Annotated in this window: 17 protein-coding genes; 8 read left to right on the plus strand and 9 right to left on the minus strand. The window is 61.3% G+C overall.

All coding sequences use genetic code 11. The annotated features are described in order from the left end of the window. Positions 1 to 134: 134 nt before the first annotated feature. The gene (locus ACR3FC_RS04720; RefSeq protein ID WP_480473629.1) at positions 135 to 704 is read left to right on the plus strand and encodes a hypothetical protein; all 570 of its coding nucleotides are present in this window, start codon (positions 135 to 137) and stop codon (positions 702 to 704) included. A gap of 249 nt (positions 705 to 953) precedes the next feature. Here ACR3FC_RS04720 and lepA read toward each other — a convergent pair whose 3' ends face one another. Then, a complete protein-coding gene (gene lepA, locus ACR3FC_RS04725) occupies positions 954 to 2,753 on the minus strand; it encodes a translation elongation factor 4 (protein ID WP_480473630.1) in 1,800 nt (599 codons plus the stop codon). Positions 2,754 to 2,872: 119 nt separating this feature from the next. Then, positions 2,873 to 3,403: a hypothetical protein gene (locus ACR3FC_RS04730; RefSeq protein WP_480473631.1), complete on the minus strand. Its 531-nt coding sequence runs from the start codon at positions 3,401 to 3,403 to the stop codon at positions 2,873 to 2,875. 274 nt (positions 3,404 to 3,677) lie between these two features. Between ACR3FC_RS04730 and ACR3FC_RS04735 the strand changes: the two genes are divergently transcribed. Together ACR3FC_RS04735 and ACR3FC_RS04740 are read left to right on the plus strand one after the other, a co-directional pair. Then, on the plus strand, positions 3,678 to 3,986 hold the full coding sequence (locus ACR3FC_RS04735) for a hypothetical protein (protein ID WP_480473632.1): 309 nt from the start codon (positions 3,678 to 3,680) through the stop codon (positions 3,984 to 3,986). Positions 3,987 to 4,051: 65 nt separating this feature from the next. After that, entirely contained in the window at positions 4,052 to 5,005 is a 954-nt protein-coding gene (locus ACR3FC_RS04740; RefSeq protein WP_480473633.1) for a LysR family transcriptional regulator, read from the plus strand. Here the strand turns inward: ACR3FC_RS04740 and ACR3FC_RS04745 are convergent. Further along, positions 5,002 to 5,445 (minus strand): low molecular weight protein-tyrosine-phosphatase, encoded by a 444-nt coding sequence (locus ACR3FC_RS04745; RefSeq protein ID WP_480473634.1) that lies wholly within the window; start codon positions 5,443 to 5,445, stop codon positions 5,002 to 5,004. The genes ACR3FC_RS04740 and ACR3FC_RS04745 overlap by 4 nt on opposite strands. Before the next feature lie 27 nt (positions 5,446 to 5,472). Between ACR3FC_RS04745 and ACR3FC_RS04750 the strand changes: the two genes are divergently transcribed. After that, positions 5,473 to 6,171 (plus strand): NAD-dependent deacylase, encoded by a 699-nt coding sequence (locus ACR3FC_RS04750; RefSeq protein WP_480473635.1) that lies wholly within the window; start codon positions 5,473 to 5,475, stop codon positions 6,169 to 6,171. Between the two features lie 62 nt (positions 6,172 to 6,233). Next, on the plus strand, positions 6,234 to 6,842 hold the full coding sequence (locus ACR3FC_RS04755) for an HdeD family acid-resistance protein (protein WP_480473636.1): 609 nt from the start codon (positions 6,234 to 6,236) through the stop codon (positions 6,840 to 6,842). A gap of 92 nt (positions 6,843 to 6,934) precedes the next feature. On the opposite strand, the gene ACR3FC_RS04760 is transcribed toward ACR3FC_RS04755, so the two are convergent. The 4 genes from ACR3FC_RS04760 to meaB form a co-directional block, all read right to left on the minus strand. After that, on the minus strand, positions 6,935 to 7,408 hold the full coding sequence (locus ACR3FC_RS04760; protein WP_480473637.1) for a copper chaperone PCu(A)C: 474 nt from the start codon (positions 7,406 to 7,408) through the stop codon (positions 6,935 to 6,937). Positions 7,409 to 7,446: 38 nt separating this feature from the next. After that, entirely contained in the window at positions 7,447 to 7,836 is a 390-nt protein-coding gene (locus tag ACR3FC_RS04765; protein ID WP_480473638.1) for a hypothetical protein, read from the minus strand. Between the two features lie 369 nt (positions 7,837 to 8,205). Further along, on the minus strand, positions 8,206 to 8,493 hold the full coding sequence (rpmB, locus tag ACR3FC_RS04770) for a 50S ribosomal protein L28 (protein WP_008756960.1): 288 nt from the start codon (positions 8,491 to 8,493) through the stop codon (positions 8,206 to 8,208). A 232-nt stretch (positions 8,494 to 8,725) separates the two neighbouring features. Then, positions 8,726 to 9,697 carry a methylmalonyl Co-A mutase-associated GTPase MeaB gene (gene meaB, locus ACR3FC_RS04775; protein ID WP_480473639.1) on the minus strand — a complete coding sequence of 324 codons (972 nt, stop codon included), beginning with the start codon at positions 9,695 to 9,697 and terminating at the stop codon, positions 8,726 to 8,728. 173 nt (positions 9,698 to 9,870) lie between these two features. Here meaB and hrpB point away from each other — a divergent pair, with 173 nt between their 5' ends. The 3 genes from hrpB to ACR3FC_RS04790 all read left to right on the plus strand — a co-directional run bounded on the left by hrpB (position 9,871) and on the right by ACR3FC_RS04790 (position 14,543). Beyond that, positions 9,871 to 12,324: an ATP-dependent helicase HrpB gene (hrpB, locus tag ACR3FC_RS04780; RefSeq protein WP_480473640.1), complete on the plus strand. Its 2,454-nt coding sequence runs from the start codon at positions 9,871 to 9,873 to the stop codon at positions 12,322 to 12,324. A 192-nt stretch (positions 12,325 to 12,516) separates the two neighbouring features. Continuing rightward, positions 12,517 to 12,975 carry an NUDIX hydrolase gene (locus ACR3FC_RS04785; protein WP_480473641.1) on the plus strand — a complete coding sequence of 153 codons (459 nt, stop codon included), beginning with the start codon at positions 12,517 to 12,519 and terminating at the stop codon, positions 12,973 to 12,975. 89 nt (positions 12,976 to 13,064) lie between these two features. Further along, on the plus strand, positions 13,065 to 14,543 hold the full coding sequence (locus ACR3FC_RS04790) for an inorganic phosphate transporter (protein WP_480473642.1): 1,479 nt from the start codon (positions 13,065 to 13,067) through the stop codon (positions 14,541 to 14,543). Between the two features lie 9 nt (positions 14,544 to 14,552). Here ACR3FC_RS04790 and ACR3FC_RS04795 read toward each other — a convergent pair whose 3' ends face one another. Then, on the minus strand, positions 14,553 to 15,527 hold the full coding sequence (locus ACR3FC_RS04795; RefSeq protein WP_480473643.1) for a 2-dehydropantoate 2-reductase: 975 nt from the start codon (positions 15,525 to 15,527) through the stop codon (positions 14,553 to 14,555). Positions 15,528 to 15,572: 45 nt separating this feature from the next. Continuing rightward, positions 15,573 to 16,565, minus strand: a complete 993-nt coding sequence (locus ACR3FC_RS04800; protein ID WP_480476805.1) for a pirin family protein — start codon at positions 16,563 to 16,565, stop codon at positions 15,573 to 15,575. Positions 16,566 to 16,731: the final 166 nt, after the last annotated feature.

A 16,731-nucleotide genomic window follows, 5' to 3' on the forward strand; every position in this document is an offset into this window, starting at 1 on the left:
ACATAGCACTTCAATTCGCGGCAAAAGCATCATCATAGCTGCGAACGAAGCAGCAACAGAAAGATAGAAATCCTAGAAATTTCTGTTGACGCATCAACTTGTCCAGAGTATTTCTGGCGGTAAGGAGCCTGACTATGAACGAATCGAGAAACAAATACTCTGCTGCTGAACTAGATAACTTTTTACTCTATCTCAGCGATAAAGGACTGATGCCCAAAGCAACAGTTGCGGCCAGGCGCGCAGCTTGCAACAAAATATTGGGTGTTTTGGAAGGCACCGAGCGCAGTGACCTACGCAGCATTTCCATGGATGAAGTCGGAATTAGATTTGAGAATCTGGAAGGTAGAAACTATACGCCTGATAGTCTCAAGACATATAAATCTAGGGCAGCTTCAGCAATTGACGACTTTCTCAAGTATGTAGAAAATCCATCCGGATTCAAAGTTAAGAGCTCTGGGCGCAAGCCACGCGAAATTCGAACCGATAATAATGAAAGAGGGTCTGGTTCGGGCCATTCATCAAGGGATCCCGGAACAGAAAATTTCAACAACAATCAAAATGAAAACATCGCCAGTCTCGATCTTCCCATACCAATTAGAAAAGATGTCATCGTCAAGATCAGTGGTATTCCCTTTGACCTCTCAGAACCAGAAGCCAGAAAACTAGCCAACGTGATATTGGCAATGGTTTCGGATAGAGAATAGGCCCTCCCTTCCACAAGGAGGTTACCTAGCGGGCGATGCCTGCTCCCAGCGGTCCTGCTAGATGTGGATTCCACCCCACAATCTAGCAGGCCACCAACCAAAAGATAACTCGTGATCCATGTTTTCTCAACCGGAAACCTGTTGGTGACATTTTTTGGCCGAACGAGAATGCTCTCCCAACCCACCGTGTGGGCACGCCGGTTGGCTGCGCCAACCGCTTTCGCCCACCGTCACTAAAAATGGACAGCCTTAGCTGTCCATTTTTAGTGCTGAAATAAACGCCTCCTGCGGGATATCGACTTTCCCGAACTGGCGCATCTTTTTCTTGCCCGCCTTCTGCTTGTCCAGCAGTTTGCGTTTCCGGGTGGCATCCCCGCCATAACATTTCGCGGTCACGTCCTTGCGCAGGGCGGACAGGGTCTCGCGGGCGATGACCTTGCCTCCGATGGCGGCCTGGATCGGGATTTTGAACATGTGGCGCGGGATCAGGTCCTTGAGCTTTTCGCACATCGCGCGGCCCCGCATCTCGGCCCGGTCGCGGTGAACCATGGTCGACAGCGCGTCGACCGGTTCGTCATTCACAAGGATCGACATCTTGACCAGCGCGTCCTGACGGTAGCCGGTCATCTGGTAGTCGAAGCTGGCATAGCCCTTGGTCACCGATTTCAGGCGGTCGTAGAAGTCAAAGACGACCTCGTTCAGGGGCAGGTCATAGACGACCATGGCGCGCTGGCCCGCATAGGTCAGGTCCATCTGGATGCCGCGGCGGTCCTGGCAGAGTTTCAGCACGTCGCCGAGATATTCGTCGGGCACCAGAATGGTCGCCTTGATGCGCGGTTCCTCAAGATGGTCGACCTTGGACAGGTCGGGCATGTCGGCGGGGTTGTGCAGCTCGATCATCACGCCGTCTTTCATGTAGACGTGATAGATCACGCTGGGCGCGGTGGTGATGAGGTCGATATCGTATTCACGCTCGATCCGGTCGCGGATGACCTCGAGGTGCAGCAGGCCAAGGAAGCCGCAGCGGAAGCCAAAGCCAAGCGCGGCGGAGGTTTCCATTTCATACGAGAATGAGGCGTCGTTCAGCGCGAGCTTCTCGATCGCGTCGCGCAGGTCTTCGAATTCGGATGAATCCACCGGGAAGAGGCCACAGAACACCACCGGCTGTGCGGGTTTGAAGCCCGGCAGGGCGACTTCGGCGCCACCCCGGTCATTGGTGATGGTGTCGCCGACGCGGGTGTCGCGGACCTGCTTGATCGAGGCGGTGAGAAACCCGATCTCACCCGGGCCGAGACTGTCGATCATCTGCATTTCCGGGCGGAAGACACCGACGCGGTCGACATGGTGCAGAGTGCCGTTCGACATGAACTTGACCCGCATCCCCTTTTTCAGCGTGCCGTCCATGATGCGGACCAAAACGATGACGCCCAGATAGGCGTCGTACCACGAATCCACCAGCATCGCCTTGAGCGGCGCGTCCAGATTGCCCTGCGGCGCGGGCAGTTTGTGCACGATCGCTTCCAGCGTCTCGTGGATGCCCTGCCCGGTCTTGGCGCTGACCCGGATGGCGTCGCTGGCGTCGATGCCGATCACGTCCTCGATCTGTTCGGCCACGCGGTCACAATCGGACGCGGGCAGGTCGATCTTGTTCAGGACCGGCACGATCTCATGATCCGCGTCGATGGCCTGATAGACGTTGGCCAGCGTCTGCGCCTCGACCCCCTGGGTGCTGTCCACGACCAGCAGCGAGCCCTCGACCGCGCGCATCGACCGGCTGACCTCATAGGCAAAGTCTACGTGGCCGGGCGTGTCGATCAGGTTCAGCACGTATTTCTCGCCATTGTCGGCGGTATAGTCGATGCGGACTGTGTTGGCCTTGATGGTGATGCCACGCTCACGCTCGATATCCATGCTGTCGAGCAGCTGTTCCTTCATGTCGCGATCCTTGACCGTTCCGGTCTCTTGGATGAGCCGGTCAGCAAGGGTGGATTTGCCATGGTCGATATGCGCGACGATGGAGAAATTGCGGATATGAGCGAGGTCTGTCATGGAGTGGGGATATGTAGAGGAATCGTGGGTTGGTCAAGGTGGGATAACAGTGTGTTCGATCCCACAATTGATCAATGATAGATGTTCCGAGTATCCGTCCACTTGCACCAACCGGACAACTATGAGGCCGGCGCACAATCCTCAGTCAGCTTGTAGTGACTTTCTCTTTGTACTGTTTGAGAAAAATCCGGAGACAAGATGAGATCTTTGAGAAAAACGCTGTGGCAAGAAATATCTCTTGCGTAGAACTGGCGGCGATCAACTGCGATCAGGTCGAATGGTCGAACTCTTTCAACAAAACGCACACTTACTTCAATTGAGAAGGGTGCCTCACCCTCATTCACAACAAACGATTCCTCCACGCCCAATTCGGTGGCTATTTTCAACTCGCTTGCTTCCTCAAACTCATCCACGAGTGCAAGAAGCATGTCAAAATCTGACAGATTGCTCGACGGAAAGCTGAAATCAATTTTCTTGTCCGCATCTAAGACCTTCACTTCCTGAAGAAGCTGATTAGTAATTCCCACCACAAGAACTCTGACGGGCCTATTTAGTTCATCTGACCGATCTTGAGCGAAGGTGTGCTCTACCGTTCCGATCACAGACATCAGCGTCGCAACAAGCAGGTAGGCAGGTATCCGCAGTTTCATATATCTTTCCGCGTTCTTAGGATATTCACCGAAGCACCCTACATGCGTGAAACTGGTGATCAAGTTGGATCGCAGAGCGCAACGAATTCGATTGCCGTTGGCAAAAGCCGGGCTGAAGCCCGGCCTACGGGGGTGGTGGGGATGCATCGTTTCCGGACCGTGTAATCACTTTTTCGCAACGTATGATTGATCCGCGCGCCCGTTTGATTCATACTCCGCCGCAGACCGAGAGGGGCGTCAGACCCGTCCGGGCAGGCAAAAACGAGGCTCGAGTATGAAACAGTTCCTCATTATCGCATTTTGTGCGGCATCGCTGACGGCGGTGGCTCAGGTCGCGGATGCGGCGCAGATCAGGCAGGCGTGCATGGCGTCGGACCGCTCGGCCGCGACGCGGGACCGGTGCAGCTGCATTCAGCGCGTGGCGGATCAGGCGTTGACGCGCAGTGATCAGAAGACCGTGGCGAAATGGTTCAAGGACCCCCATCAGGCGCAGGTGCTGAAGATGTCGAAATCCGCGCGCGATGATGCGCTGTGGGATCGGTACCAGAACTTTGGCCAGATGGCGCAGGCGATCTGCAGCTAACCCGTTCAGAATGCTTGACCTGATCCACGCTGCGCCCCAGAAAGGCGCAGCGAAAGGTGTATTGCATGGTAATGAAAGGGCTGACCCTGCGGGGCCTTGAAGTGTTCGAGGCTTTGGCGCGGACGGGATCGGTGGCACAGGCTGCCGAGATCACGGGGCTCAGCCAGCCATCCGTATCGCAGCAATTGCGCAATCTGGAAAACGCGCTGGGGACCGAATTGGTCGATCACGGGCGGCGACCGATGCGGCTGACGCAGGCGGGGCGCAGTTTCCTTGCGCGGGCCGAGGCGGTTCTGGCCGAGCTGCACATGGCCCAGAGTGAGCTGTCGGTCATGGATCTGGGGCATCTGACCACGCTGTCGATCGGGCTGATCGACGATTTCGACAATGATCTGACGCCGCGGCTGGCCACCTTGCTGGCCGACAGCCTGACCCGGTCGAAATTCAAGCTGATCACCCTGTCGAGCCTTGATCTGTTCGAGGCCCTGGCCGAGCAGCGCCTGCATATGGCGGTCACCGCCCACAGCGGCGAAGTGCTGGAGGGGGTGGTCGAATACCCGCTGGTCCACGATCCGTTCATTCTGGTGGCCCCACAGGGATCGGGGGGCGTCGAGGCCGTGCAGGAGCGGCTGCCGTTTCTGCGCTATGCCCGCGAACAGCTGATCAGCCGCCAGATCGAGGCGCATCTGGCGCGCCGCTCGCAGGTGTTCGAGGAACGGTTCGAGATCGGCTCGCACATGGCGCTGATGGCCATGGTGGCGCGGGGTCTGGGCTGGGCGATCACCACGCCGCTGGGCTTCATGCGCGCGGCGCGGTTCCATGAGGGGCTGGAGGCGCACCCTGCCCCGTTCGGGGAATTCTCGCGCAACATATCGTTGCTGGCGCGCACCGAGTGGTCCGATCAGGTCCCGCAGGAGGTTGCGGGCATGACCCGGCGTCTGATGCAGAACCAGATCGTGGACCCGGCGGTTGCCAAGCTGCCCTGGCTGAGCGGCCAGTTGCGGGTGACCGGCGGCTAGGTGTCCAGATGGGCGGCAAGCCCCTCGACCGCCGCTTCGATCAGGTCCAGCGCGCCGTCGAAATCCCGCGTGTAATACGGATCGGGTACGTGATCGGCACCGGTCTGAGGGGCGAAATCCGTCAGCAGGCGAACCGGCGTGCCGTTGCCCGACGGGCGCAGGTCTTCAATATCAGCGATGTTTTGGGCATCCATGCCGATGATCAGGTCGAACCGGTCGAAATCCGCGACGGTGAACTGGCGCGCGCGCAGGTCGCCGAGGTCAATGCCTCTGCAGTTTGCAGCCTTCTGCATCGGGCCATAGGGCGGATTGCCCGCGTGCCAGCCCATGGTTCCGGCACTGTCGGTTGCATGATGCGGTGCGCGGGCGCGAAAGACGCCCTCGGCTGCGGGAGAGCGGCAGATATTGCCCAGGCAGACAAAGAGGATACGGTGTGTCATGGCCAAGGTGTAACGCGCGGAGGGGATATGGGAAAGATCGTCATTCTGACCGGGGCCGGGATTTCTGTTGAAAGCGGGCTGAGCACCTTCCGCGACGAAGGCGGGCTGTGGGCACAGCACCGGATTGAGGATGTGGCCACACCCGAGGGCTTTGCCCGCGATCCCGCCTTGGTGCAGGGGTTTTACAATGCACGCCGCGTTCAGGCCGCCGCCGTGCAGCCCAACGCGGCCCACATGGCGCTGGCCCGGTTGCAGCAGGGCTGGCCCGCAGAGGTCGTGATCGTGACCCAGAACGTAGACAGCCTGCATGAAGCGGGCGGTGCGACGGGTGTCATCCACATGCATGGCACATTGGCGGGTGCCCTGTGTTCCGGGTGCGATCATCGCTGGCCCGCCCCGCCTGAGATGGCCGTCGCCGAGCCCTGCCCCGCCTGCGGCCAGCCCACCGCCCGGCCCGATGTGGTCTGGTTCGGCGAGATGCCTTATTACATGGACGACATCTACGACCACCTTGCCAGCGCGTCGATCTTTGCCGCCATCGGCACCTCGGGTCAGGTCTATCCGGCGGCGGCCTTTGTCCACGAGGCGCAGGCGGCGGGTGCGCGGACGGTCGAGATCAATCTGGAGCCGACGCCCGGGCCGTCGGGCTTTGACGAGCGCATTGTCGGCAGGGCATCCGAAACGGTTCCGCGATGGGTCGGGCAGCTTCTTGCGGGATATTCTTAAGCTACAGACAACGCTGGCTTAATTTGTGTACACTATCTGCGATAACGACTGGAGGATGCCCCATGACTGATCAAGACCCCCGCACCGGTGAAATCCTGGATGACGGCAACATGGCCGGGCGCGACATGCTGGGGGAACAGCTTTCCAGCCTGTGGTGGACTTTTCTGCTGCGCGGGGTGCTGGCCGGGCTTGTGGGCATCGCGGCCCTGTTCTGGCCATCGGGCAGCATCGCGCTGCTGCTGCGGCTGGTCGGTGTATTGCTGATCCTCGACGGTGGGTTGACGCTTTTGGGTGTTGGCCGTCGCGGGGTGCTGGGAGGTGCTGCGATCGGCGCGCTTCTGATCGGGCTTGTCCTGCTGATCTGGCCGGAAGGCACGGTGAAACTGGCGTTTTTCCTGTTGGGCGCATGGGCGCTGATCATCGGGATCGGATCCTTGGCGGCTGCCGGGCAGATGCATGCAAGTGACCCGCAACGCGGCTCCATGCGCGTATCGGGATTTGTCGCGCTTGTCGTCGGGCTTGTCCTGATGATCTGGCCTGCGGTGGCGCTGGTAGCGCTGGGCTGGGGTATCGCATTCTCGGCGCTGGCCATGGCCGCTGTCATGTTCTGGCTGGCCTCGCGATTCCATCAGGCGGGCGACCGTGTCGGCCTGAAAACCATCAACAAATAACGCCATCCGCGGCCTCATGGAAAACAGGCCGGGCAAAGCCCGGCCTGACGCATGGATGAGGGCTGCCGCGCGGCCCGAAGACAGGCGTTGCCCTAGTTCGAATGCGTTCCGTGGCCGCCTTTGTCCTGACGCTCCAGATCCACGGGAATCTCGATCTCGACCTCGCCTGCCTTTTCAAAGATCAGCGTGACCGGCACCTTGGCGTCCTGTTCGAACGGGGCCGTCAGCCCCATGAACATCACATGGTCGCCGCCGCGTTTCAGCATGTGGGTTTCACCGGCTGGAATGGCAAATCCTTCTTCGACATGCACCATCTTGGCCACGCCGTTTTCATCGACCTGGTGCGTGTGCAATTCAACACGCGCTGCCGCGTCCGAGGTTACACCGATCAGCCGGTCATCCGCGTCACCCTGATTATGGATCATCATGAACGCAGCACCGGCGATGGCGGTCTTGCCCGAGGACCGGGCATAGGCGTCGTCAACCGTGATGGTGCCTTCGGCAAAGGCGGGGATGGCCAACGACACGGAGGCCAGGGTTGCGAGCAGAGTGGTTTTGAGGGACATCGTGCCTCTCCTGTATAAAGGTTTGAAAAGGGTGGGTTTCAAACGCTTAGAGGAGGCGCGCGGGCCGGGGTTGCGGGAACCGGAAGGGCGATCTGGTTGCCCAGATGCCGCAGCGGTGCTGGTTGCGCCTGTTCCGGCGCGGCTGGCAGTGCCTGTTCGGCAACCGCAACGGCCCCCAGCAAGGATATTGCGTAGTCCGGGCAGTAATGCGGCGGGGCGGTCGGTTGCCCGTTTTCGTCCATATAGACGACAACCGGGCCGGTGCCCGTACACAGCACCATCTGACCCACCGCCTTGTCCATACCGCGCGACATGGCCAGCCCCTGCCCGGTCAGAACCAGCAGAAGGGTCAGCACATAAGGCAGAAATCTGGTAACAGAAGGTCTCATTCTGACCCAGCTATAGGTCAGCAACGGGAAAAGCTTCAAGCGCCAAAGGGTCGCGCTTGAAGCTGTTTTTCAATAATCCAGTCCGGGTCTTTTCACCCTGTCTGCGGTGAAGCTGGTATGGGACCGGTTCACCCAGCGCTGCATCCGTGTGCAGGTTGCAATCGCCTTGCGGAATACCGCGGCCAGAAACAAGAAAAGATAAAAACTTTTTAACGTCATAATGTGGCCCCCGCCTGATGGATGACAGTGACGTTAGGTCAGATTCGGAAACCTGTATGTGAAGAAGTTCACCAATGGCGAAAAATTAGTTCCAGATTGAAAACAATGGAGGCCGAAAGGGACTGGCCCAACAGAAAAGGCCCCGCACCGATAGGGTGCAGGGCCTGAAATACTGTTAAGTGAAAGACCTTAGGCCGAAGCTTGCGCCTTGGCGATTTCTTTCTTCACTTTCAGAGCATTTGCCGACAGCTCATCGTCCTTGGCTTTGGCCAGGAACGCGTCCAGACCACCGCGGTGGTCAACCGAACGCAGCGCAGCCGCCGAGATGCGCAGCTTGACGCCACGGCCCAGAGTTTCGGACTGCAGGGTAACGTCGTTCAGGTTCGGCAGAAAACGACGACGAGTTCTGTTTTTGGCGTGGCTGACATTGTTGCCAGTCATCGGGCCTTTTCCGGTCAGTTCGCAACGGCGCGACATGGTTTCTTCCTTTGTTTCTGGAGGCCGGGCTAGATACCCGCGGCCAAATCACAAGGGGCGCAACCCGAAGTCGCGCCCGAAAACTGGTTGGATGCGTGTAGTGGGAATCGCGCGGAGGGTCAAGACGGGCTAAGCGAAATCTTTCATTTTGCCTGCCATGCAGGAATGGCCCGGACGGGCCATGCCGTTGGCGAGAGTATTTGGCAAAAGGTGAAGCGGCCATGACGGCCCTTCAGCCGAGCGTGTCCAGAAGTTGTCCGGCAGCAACCGCCGGGCTGAGTCGTCCCTGCGAGACTTCGTCATTCAGGCGCTCCATCTCGGCGCGGGCCTGCGGTGTATCGAGACGGGCGAGAAGGGCGTGGCGGACCTCCTGATCGAACCAGTAGCGGGCCTGGGCAGCGCGGTTTGCCTCCCAGATACCGGTGTCGCGGCGCCATTGGGTCAGGGTTTGCATTTCGTCCCAGGCCTGTTCCAGCCCGTGTTCTTCGACGGCGGAAACGGTCATTGCCTTGGGGAAGCCTTCGGGGTCCTGCGGGCGTTTGCGCAGCAGCCGCAGTGCGCCGGCATAATCCGCGCAGGTGCGGGTGGCGGTGGCTTTCAGGTCGCCATCGGCCTTGTTGACCAGAATGATGTCCGCCATTTCCATGATGCCGCGCTTGACGCCCTGCAACTCGTCCCCACCCGCCGGGGCCAGCAGCAGCAGGAACAGGTCTGACAGTTCGGACACCACAGTTTCCGACTGTCCCACGCCCACGGTTTCGATCAACACCACGTCATAGCCTGCGGCCTCGCACAGGGCGATGGCCTCGCGGGTGCGGCGGGCGACGCCGCCAAGGTGGCTCTGGCTGGGAGAGGGCCGGATGAAGGCGTTGTGCTCGCGGCTCAGGCGTTCCATCCGGGTCTTGTCGCCCAGGATCGAGCCGCCCGAGCGGGCCGAGCTGGGATCGACCGCCAGAACCGCGACGCGCAGCCCCTGCCCGGTCAGCATCATGCCAAAGCTTTCGATGAAGGTGGACTTGCCCACGCCGGGCGTGCCAGACAGACCGATGCGCAGCGCCTGACGCCCCGAACCGGCAAGCTGTGCCAGAAGGTCGCTGGCCTGTGCCCGGTGATCGGCGCGGTTGCTTTCAACAAGGGTGATCGCACGCGCCAGCGCCCGGCGCTCGCCCTTCAGAATTCTGTCGCTCAGGCTGTCTGTCTGCATTCTTGTCCCGTTCCTAGAGGCAGGAACAGTTGCCGTGCTTGGGGGGTGTTTGTCCAGACCGGAGGCGGCAGGAAATGCGAAGATCGCGCAGCCTGCGTCATTTCGTGCGGGGCGATTTACTGATGTGAGCGCGGAAACTGGACGCCACCTGCGGGATCGCGGATAAAGGCCGGATGACCCTACGCCTGCCTATAGACGATGCCATACCCGGCCTGCTGGACACCCTGCGGGCGCAGGGCCGTGCTGTGCTGCAAGCACCGCCCGGTGCGGGCAAGACCACGCGGGTTCCGCTGGCGATGCTGGAGGCGGGTCTGTGCGGCGGCAGGATCGTGATGCTGGAGCCGCGGCGGCTGGCGGCACGGGCCGCGGCAGAGCGGATGGCAGAGACGCTGGGAGAGCGCGCGGGCCAGAGTGTTGGCTATCGCGTGCGGGGCGATGCGAAAGTGTCAAAAGACACAAGGATCGAGGTGGTGACCGAGGGCATTCTGACCCGGATGCTGCAATCGGACCCTGACCTGCCGGGCATCGGGGCGGTGATCTTTGATGAATTCCACGAACGCTCGCTAAACGCGGATCTGGGGTTGGCGCTGTGCCTTGAGGTCACGGGCGCGCTGCGGGACGACCTGATTCTGCTGGCCATGTCGGCCACATTGGACGCGGACCCGGTGGGGCGCCTGATGGCCGCGCCGCTGGTTACGTCGGAAGGCCGGAGTTTTCCTGTCGAGATGCGCTGGCTGGACCGGCCCTTGGGGCCTCAGGCACGGCGGCTGGATGCATTGGTCGATCTGGTCGTTGAGGCCGAGCGCGAGACCCGCGCCATCGGTGGCGGGATCTTGGTGTTTCTGCCCGGTGAAGGTGAAATCTGGCGGGCTGAAGCAGCCCTGACCGGACGCCTGCCCGCCAGTTGCACGGTGCGCCCGCTGTTCGGAGCCATGCCCTTTGCGGCCCAGCGCGCAGCGATTTCCCCGGTTGAGACCGGGCGCAAGGTGGTGCTGGCGACGTCGATTGCCGAAACCTCGCTGACGATCCCCGATATCCGGGTGGTGGTGGATATGGGGCAAGCGCGGCGGGCACGGTTTGATCCGGGCTCGGGCATGTCCCGGCTGGTGACCGAGCGGGTTACACGGGCCGAGGCCACGCAACGCGCGGGTCGTGCGGGCCGTGTGGCAGAAGGGCTGTGTTACCGGCTGTGGTCAAAGGGGGAGGATGGCGCGCTGGCCGCGTACCCGCCTGCCGAGATTGAAGCCGCCGATCTGACCGGGCTGGCGCTGGAGCTGGCGCTGTGGGGCGCGGATGCCGCCGATCTGGCCTTTCTGACCCCGCCACCCGAAGGCGCGATGGCCGAGGCGCGCGCCCTTCTGGCGATGCTGGGCGCGCTGGACGGCAAGGGGCGGATCACCGAACACGGGAGGGCGCTGGCGGCGCTGCCGTTGCATCCCCGGCTGGGGCATATGCTGGTGCGGGCCGGACCGAGTGCCGCGCCTTTGGCCGCCTTGATGGCCGAGCGCGACCCCCTGCGCGGCGCGCCGGTGGATATCGCCTTGCGGCAAGAGGCACTGCGGGATGTGCGCACCTTTCAGCGCAACCGGGTCTGGCAGGTGAACATGGGCGCCGTGGATCGGATCAATGCCGAGGCCAAACGGTTGAGGAAACAGGCCGGAAGCAAGACGGATGATCTGAGCGCTGCTGCCATGGCCGCCCTCGCCTATCCCGACCGTATCGGGCAGCGGCGCAAGGGCGATGCGCCGCGTTATGTGTTGTCGGGGGGCAAAGGTGTCGTGCTGGACAGCGGCGATTCGCTGGCGGCGGCGCCTTTTCTGGTTGTCACCGACACCGATGGAAACCCGCGCGAGGCAAAGGTGCGGATGGCCACCCAGATTTCGGAACGCGAGATCCGCGAACTGTTCGCCGACCAGATCCATTGGGCCGAGGTTTGCGCCTGGTCAAAACGTGAGCGGCGGGTTGTGTCACGACAGCAGGAGCGGTTTGGGGCGATCACGCTGGACGACCGCATCTGGAAGGATGTCCCGGACGCCGCCGTGGCGCGTGCGATGCTGGACGGGGTGCGCGATCTGGGATTGCGGCTGGACGGGGCCACCGCACGGCTGGCCGCGCGGGTGGAACTGGTGCGCGCCGACGGGGTGGACCTGCCCGACTTTTCGGTCGAGGGTCTGATGGCCGAGCTGGACGACTGGCTGTTGCCGATGCTGTCCGGTGTCAAAAGCGCGGAGGACTGGAAACGGTTCGACCCGCTGCCCGCCTTGCGCGCGCGGCTGGACTGGACCCAGTCCCAGGAACTGGACCGGCGCGCCCCAGGATCGTTTGAAACACCCCTGGGGCGCAAGGTACCAATCGATTATGGCGCGGCGGTCCCCGAAATCTCGGTTCGGTTGCAGGAGCTGTTCGGAGTGACCCGGCATCCGGTGGTTGGCGGACAGCCCCTGAAGATTACGCTGCTGTCCCCGGCGCAGCGCCCGATCCAGATTACCCGCGATCTGCCGGGGTTCTGGGCCGGGTCTTATGCGGATGTACGCAAGGATATGCGGGCGCAATACCCCAAACATCCATGGCCCGAAGACCCGACACAGGCCGACCCGACGCTGAGGGCCAAACGCAGGCAGGAATAGACCCATTGCCGCGTTGCTTCCGGCAAGCGGCTCAGGCTTTCGGGGCTGTTGCACGAAATCTCACAAATCACAGTAAATTGACCGAAGAACCGGTCATAATCAGAAATAAGCGGACATTTCATTGAAGTCTGGCATTATTGTTGTTATGTCACACAGGTTTCGAAGACAGAAACAGGATTTGAAGAACATCTCATGAGTGCTTGGCTGCGAAATATCTGGGAAGAGGTCGGACGCCCGTTGTTCCTGCGTCCCCAAAGGGTGCAGTTTGCGGCCCTGTGCACGCGCAGGCATGAGGATCAGGACGAGGTTCTGCTGATCACCAGCCGCGAAACCGGGCGCTGGATCATCCCGAAGGGCTGGCCTGTCAATGGTCTGGACGGGTTGGAGACGGCCCTGCTGGAGGCGTGGGAAGAGGCTGGCGTGCGTGCAGAAGCGGTCGACAAGGAGCCCATCGGCCAATTCACCTATGACAAGATCTTCAAGGGGGGATCGGCACAGTCGGTCCTGACCCGCGTCTACCGGGTTTCCGTGCGAGAACTTGCCGATGATTTTCCCGAAGTGGATAAGCGCAAACGTCAGTGGTTTTCACCGGCAGAAGCCGCCAAACGGGTGCAGGAGCCCGAGTTGCAGGCGCTGCTGCGACAGATGTAGCCGTTTCGCAACAATTTGATGGCTGCGCGCTTGCCCCTGAACCGGGAAACCGTTAGCTGCGGGCGATCTGCGAAACTTTGACCAAGCCCATGTCTGACACAAATTCAAAACCGCGCTGGCAGTCGCTTGACAGCGACCTGCAACGCATCTCGCGCGTAGAAATCGCCAATCTTCATGTCGCCCGCCCGCTGCTGGCGCCGGGAATTGCACTGGCGTTCATGGTGCTTGCCGGATTGATGGCGGCGGTGCTGTTCGGTCGGGCCGACGGCACCTATATCGTCGTGGCTGCCGCCGCGTTCGGAGCCTATATGGCGATCAACATCGGTGCCAATGACGTGGCCAACAACATGGGTCCCGCGGTGGGTGCGAACGCGCTGACCATGGGCGGTGCCATCGTGATCGCCGCCGTTGCCGAAAGCGCGGGCGCTTTGCTTGCGGGAGGCGACGTCGTCTCGACCATCTCGAAGGGGATCATCGACCCGGCCTCGGTGCAGAACACCAATGTGTTCATCTGGGCCATGATGGCGGCGCTGATCTCGTCCGCCATGTGGGTCAATCTGGCGACCTGGATCGGTGCGCCAGTGTCGACAACGCATTCGGTTGTGGGCGGGGTCATGGGCGCGGGGATTGCCGCTGCCGGTCTGAGCGCGGTGAGCTGGGGCACGATGGGCGCGATTGCCGCCAGCTGGGTGATCTCTCCGGTTCTTGGCGGCGTGATCGCGGCTGGGTTCCTGGCGCTGATCAAGACCAAGATCCAGTATCAGGACGACAAGATCGCCGCCGCGCGGCGTTGGGTGCCGATCCTTGTGGCGGTGATGGCGGCAGCGTTTGCCACCTATCTGTCGGTCAAGGGTCTGAAGCGGATCGTGAAGATCGAACTGGAGGTGGCGCTGCTGATCGGTCTGGGCAGCGGCGTGCTGGTCTGGGCGCTGACGGTTCCCTGGGTACGCCGCAAATCCGAGGGGATGGAGAACCGGACCCGGTCGCTGAAAACCCTGTTCGGCTTGCCATTGGTGATATCGGCCGCGTTTCTGAGTTTTGCCCACGGCGCCAATGATGTGGCCAACGCGGTCGGCCCTCTGGCGGCGATTGTACACGCGGCTGAGTTCGGAGATTTCGCCCAAAAGGTTTCGATCCCGTTATGGGTGATGATCATCGGCGCGTTCGGGATATCGTTCGGCCTGTTTCTGTTCGGGCCCAAGTTGATCCGGATGGTCGGCAGCCAGATCACCAAGCTGAACCCGATGCGGGCCTTTTGCGTCGCACTGTCGGCGGCGATCACTGTCATTGTGGCCAGCTGGCTGGGCCTGCCGGTCAGTTCCACGCATATCGCCGTTGGCGCAATCTTTGGCGTCGGGTTCTATCGCGAATGGCAGTCGGATCGCAGGCGGAAACAGAACAATGGGAGAAACGCGACAGCGCAGAAGCTGGCCCCCGAAGAATTCCGGCGGCGCAAGCTGGTGCGGCGGTCGCATTTCATGACGATCATTGCAGCCTGGGTCGTGACCGTGCCCGCCGCCGCCGCCATGTCGGCCGTGATTTTCTGGATATTGACCGGCCTCGTCTGACGACCGGGATCAGAGCCTGATCTGTTCCGGGGACAGCGGATGATCAGGCGCGTGTTTGATCAGGTCTGACACTTTTGTGCACAGGGGGGTGGGCACCCCGGTTTCATGTCCCAGCCGAATGATATGGCCCTGAAGGCTGTCGATTTCCGTTTGCCGCTCGGCCATCAGGTCATATGCCATCGAGGTCCGGGCGGTGGGGTCGATGGTGAGCATCCGCGCCGCGATCCGGCTGAACAGAGGTGTCGGCAGGCGCAGGATATGCGGCGTCAGCCACGCCGGAAGCGGCGTTGTCGAGGCCACCGGATGCCCGGCCGCCTTGAGAACCAACAGCGCCTCGGCCATCTGGTCGGCCATGAGGTTGCGCCAGTCACGGCTGAGCAGCTGATCCACAAGCGGCAGGCCTGACAGCGCGTTCAGCGCGTTGTTCAGGTTGATTACCAGCTTGCCCCATTGCACCGCCTCGATCCGGTCACTTGCGATAACGGGCAGGTCCGGGCTGCTGAGGGCAGTGGCCAGGTCGCCGGGGCCGTTCTGGATCACAATTTCGCCCGACGTGGCCCGATGATAGGTGGCGGGGCCGTTCGGGACCACGTTGAATGGGACCATTCCCGCGCGCACATCGCGACCGGGAAGCGCCTTGCGCAGGGTCGCCGCATTCTCGATCCCGTTTTGCCAGGACAGGACGGGCGCGTCCCAACAAGCGGCGTCCGCGATATGACCGGCCATATCCGCCGTTGCCCCGGATTTGACGGTGACAATGACCAGCTCGGCCTGATCCAGGCAGGCGGGATCCGTGCTGAGTGTCAGGGCTTCCGCCGCAATATGGTAATTGAGGCCATCGTAATTCGTGACCGTCAGCCCATGTTCGCAAATGGGGTCCAGTACACGGGCACGGCCCAGCAAGGTCACCGCATGCCCCGAGCGGGCCAGTAAACCGCCGCAGTAGCAGCCGATGCTGCCCGCGCCTGCGATGACAAGTTTCATGATACCCCCTCTGATATACCAGAAAGGATCACCGCAAACGGACGGTTACACAAGCCCACCCGCCCCTGACGCCGCTCGCGGGCGGGCCAGCCGGGGCTTTGTGCGCTCAAGCTGTTCTGAAATGGCAATAAATTCGCGGTTATCCCCTGCCGGAAGATGGAAGGCGCCATTGACCCAATCGGCGCTTTTCCACTCATGAATCGCCGTCTCGATCTTTTCTTTCGAGGATGAGACGAAATTCCACCAGATATAGCGATCCTTGTTCAAAGTGGCGCCGCCCAGCAGCATCAGCCGCGCACCCTGCGGACCCGCTCGGGCCGACAACCTGTCACCGGGGCGGAACACCATCATGCGGCCTTCGTCGAATGTGTCGCCAGCAATCTCGATTGATCCTTGCGTGACATAGACACCGCGATCCTCGTGGTCGTCGGGCAGCGGGAAAGTCGCGCCGGGGGCGAGTTCAACATCCAGATAAAAGGTCTCGGACAGCATCGTCACGGGGCTGGATTCGCCATAAGCAGTGCCGAGGATCAGCCGTGCGCTGACGCCCCTGTCTTGGATATGGGGCAGCGCACCTTGCTTGTGGTGTTCGAACTCGGGGGCCATATCCTCCTGCGTTTCGGGCAGGGCAAGCCAGGTCTGAATGCCGAGCAGCTTGTGGCCTTTACCGCGCGTTTCTTCGCTGGTGCGCTCGGAATGGGTCACGCCACGGCCTGCAACCATCCAGTTGACCTCGCCGGGGTAAATCATCTGGTGAGTGCCGAGGCTGTCGCGATGTTCGAATTCGCCCTGATAGAGGTAAGTGACGGTTCCCAGCCCGATATGCGGGTGCGGTCGCACGTCAATGCCGCCTTCGGTGACGAATTCTGCCGGGCCGACCTGATCGAAGAAGATGAATGGGCCAACCAGTTGGCGTTTGACCGAGGGCAGCGCGCGGCGCACCTCGAACCCGCCCAGATCGCGGGCGCGGGGAATGATGAGTGTTTCCAGCGCGCCGTTTTCAGCTGCGTCGGTGGTGTGGGACGGGTTCCAGCTCACATTCGTATCCTCGGCTTTTTTGTTCATCCAAAGCAGGTCCGCATTCGCTAGGTCAAAATATATGCGGGCCCGGGCCCGGCGTCAGTGCAGCCCTGCACGGGAGACGTGCATATTTGCGGCATTCGCGCGTGGTGGTGCATCTTGATATTATCCCTAACTAGGGATA

It is taken from the genome of Ruegeria sp. AF3 (assembly GCF_056536285.1).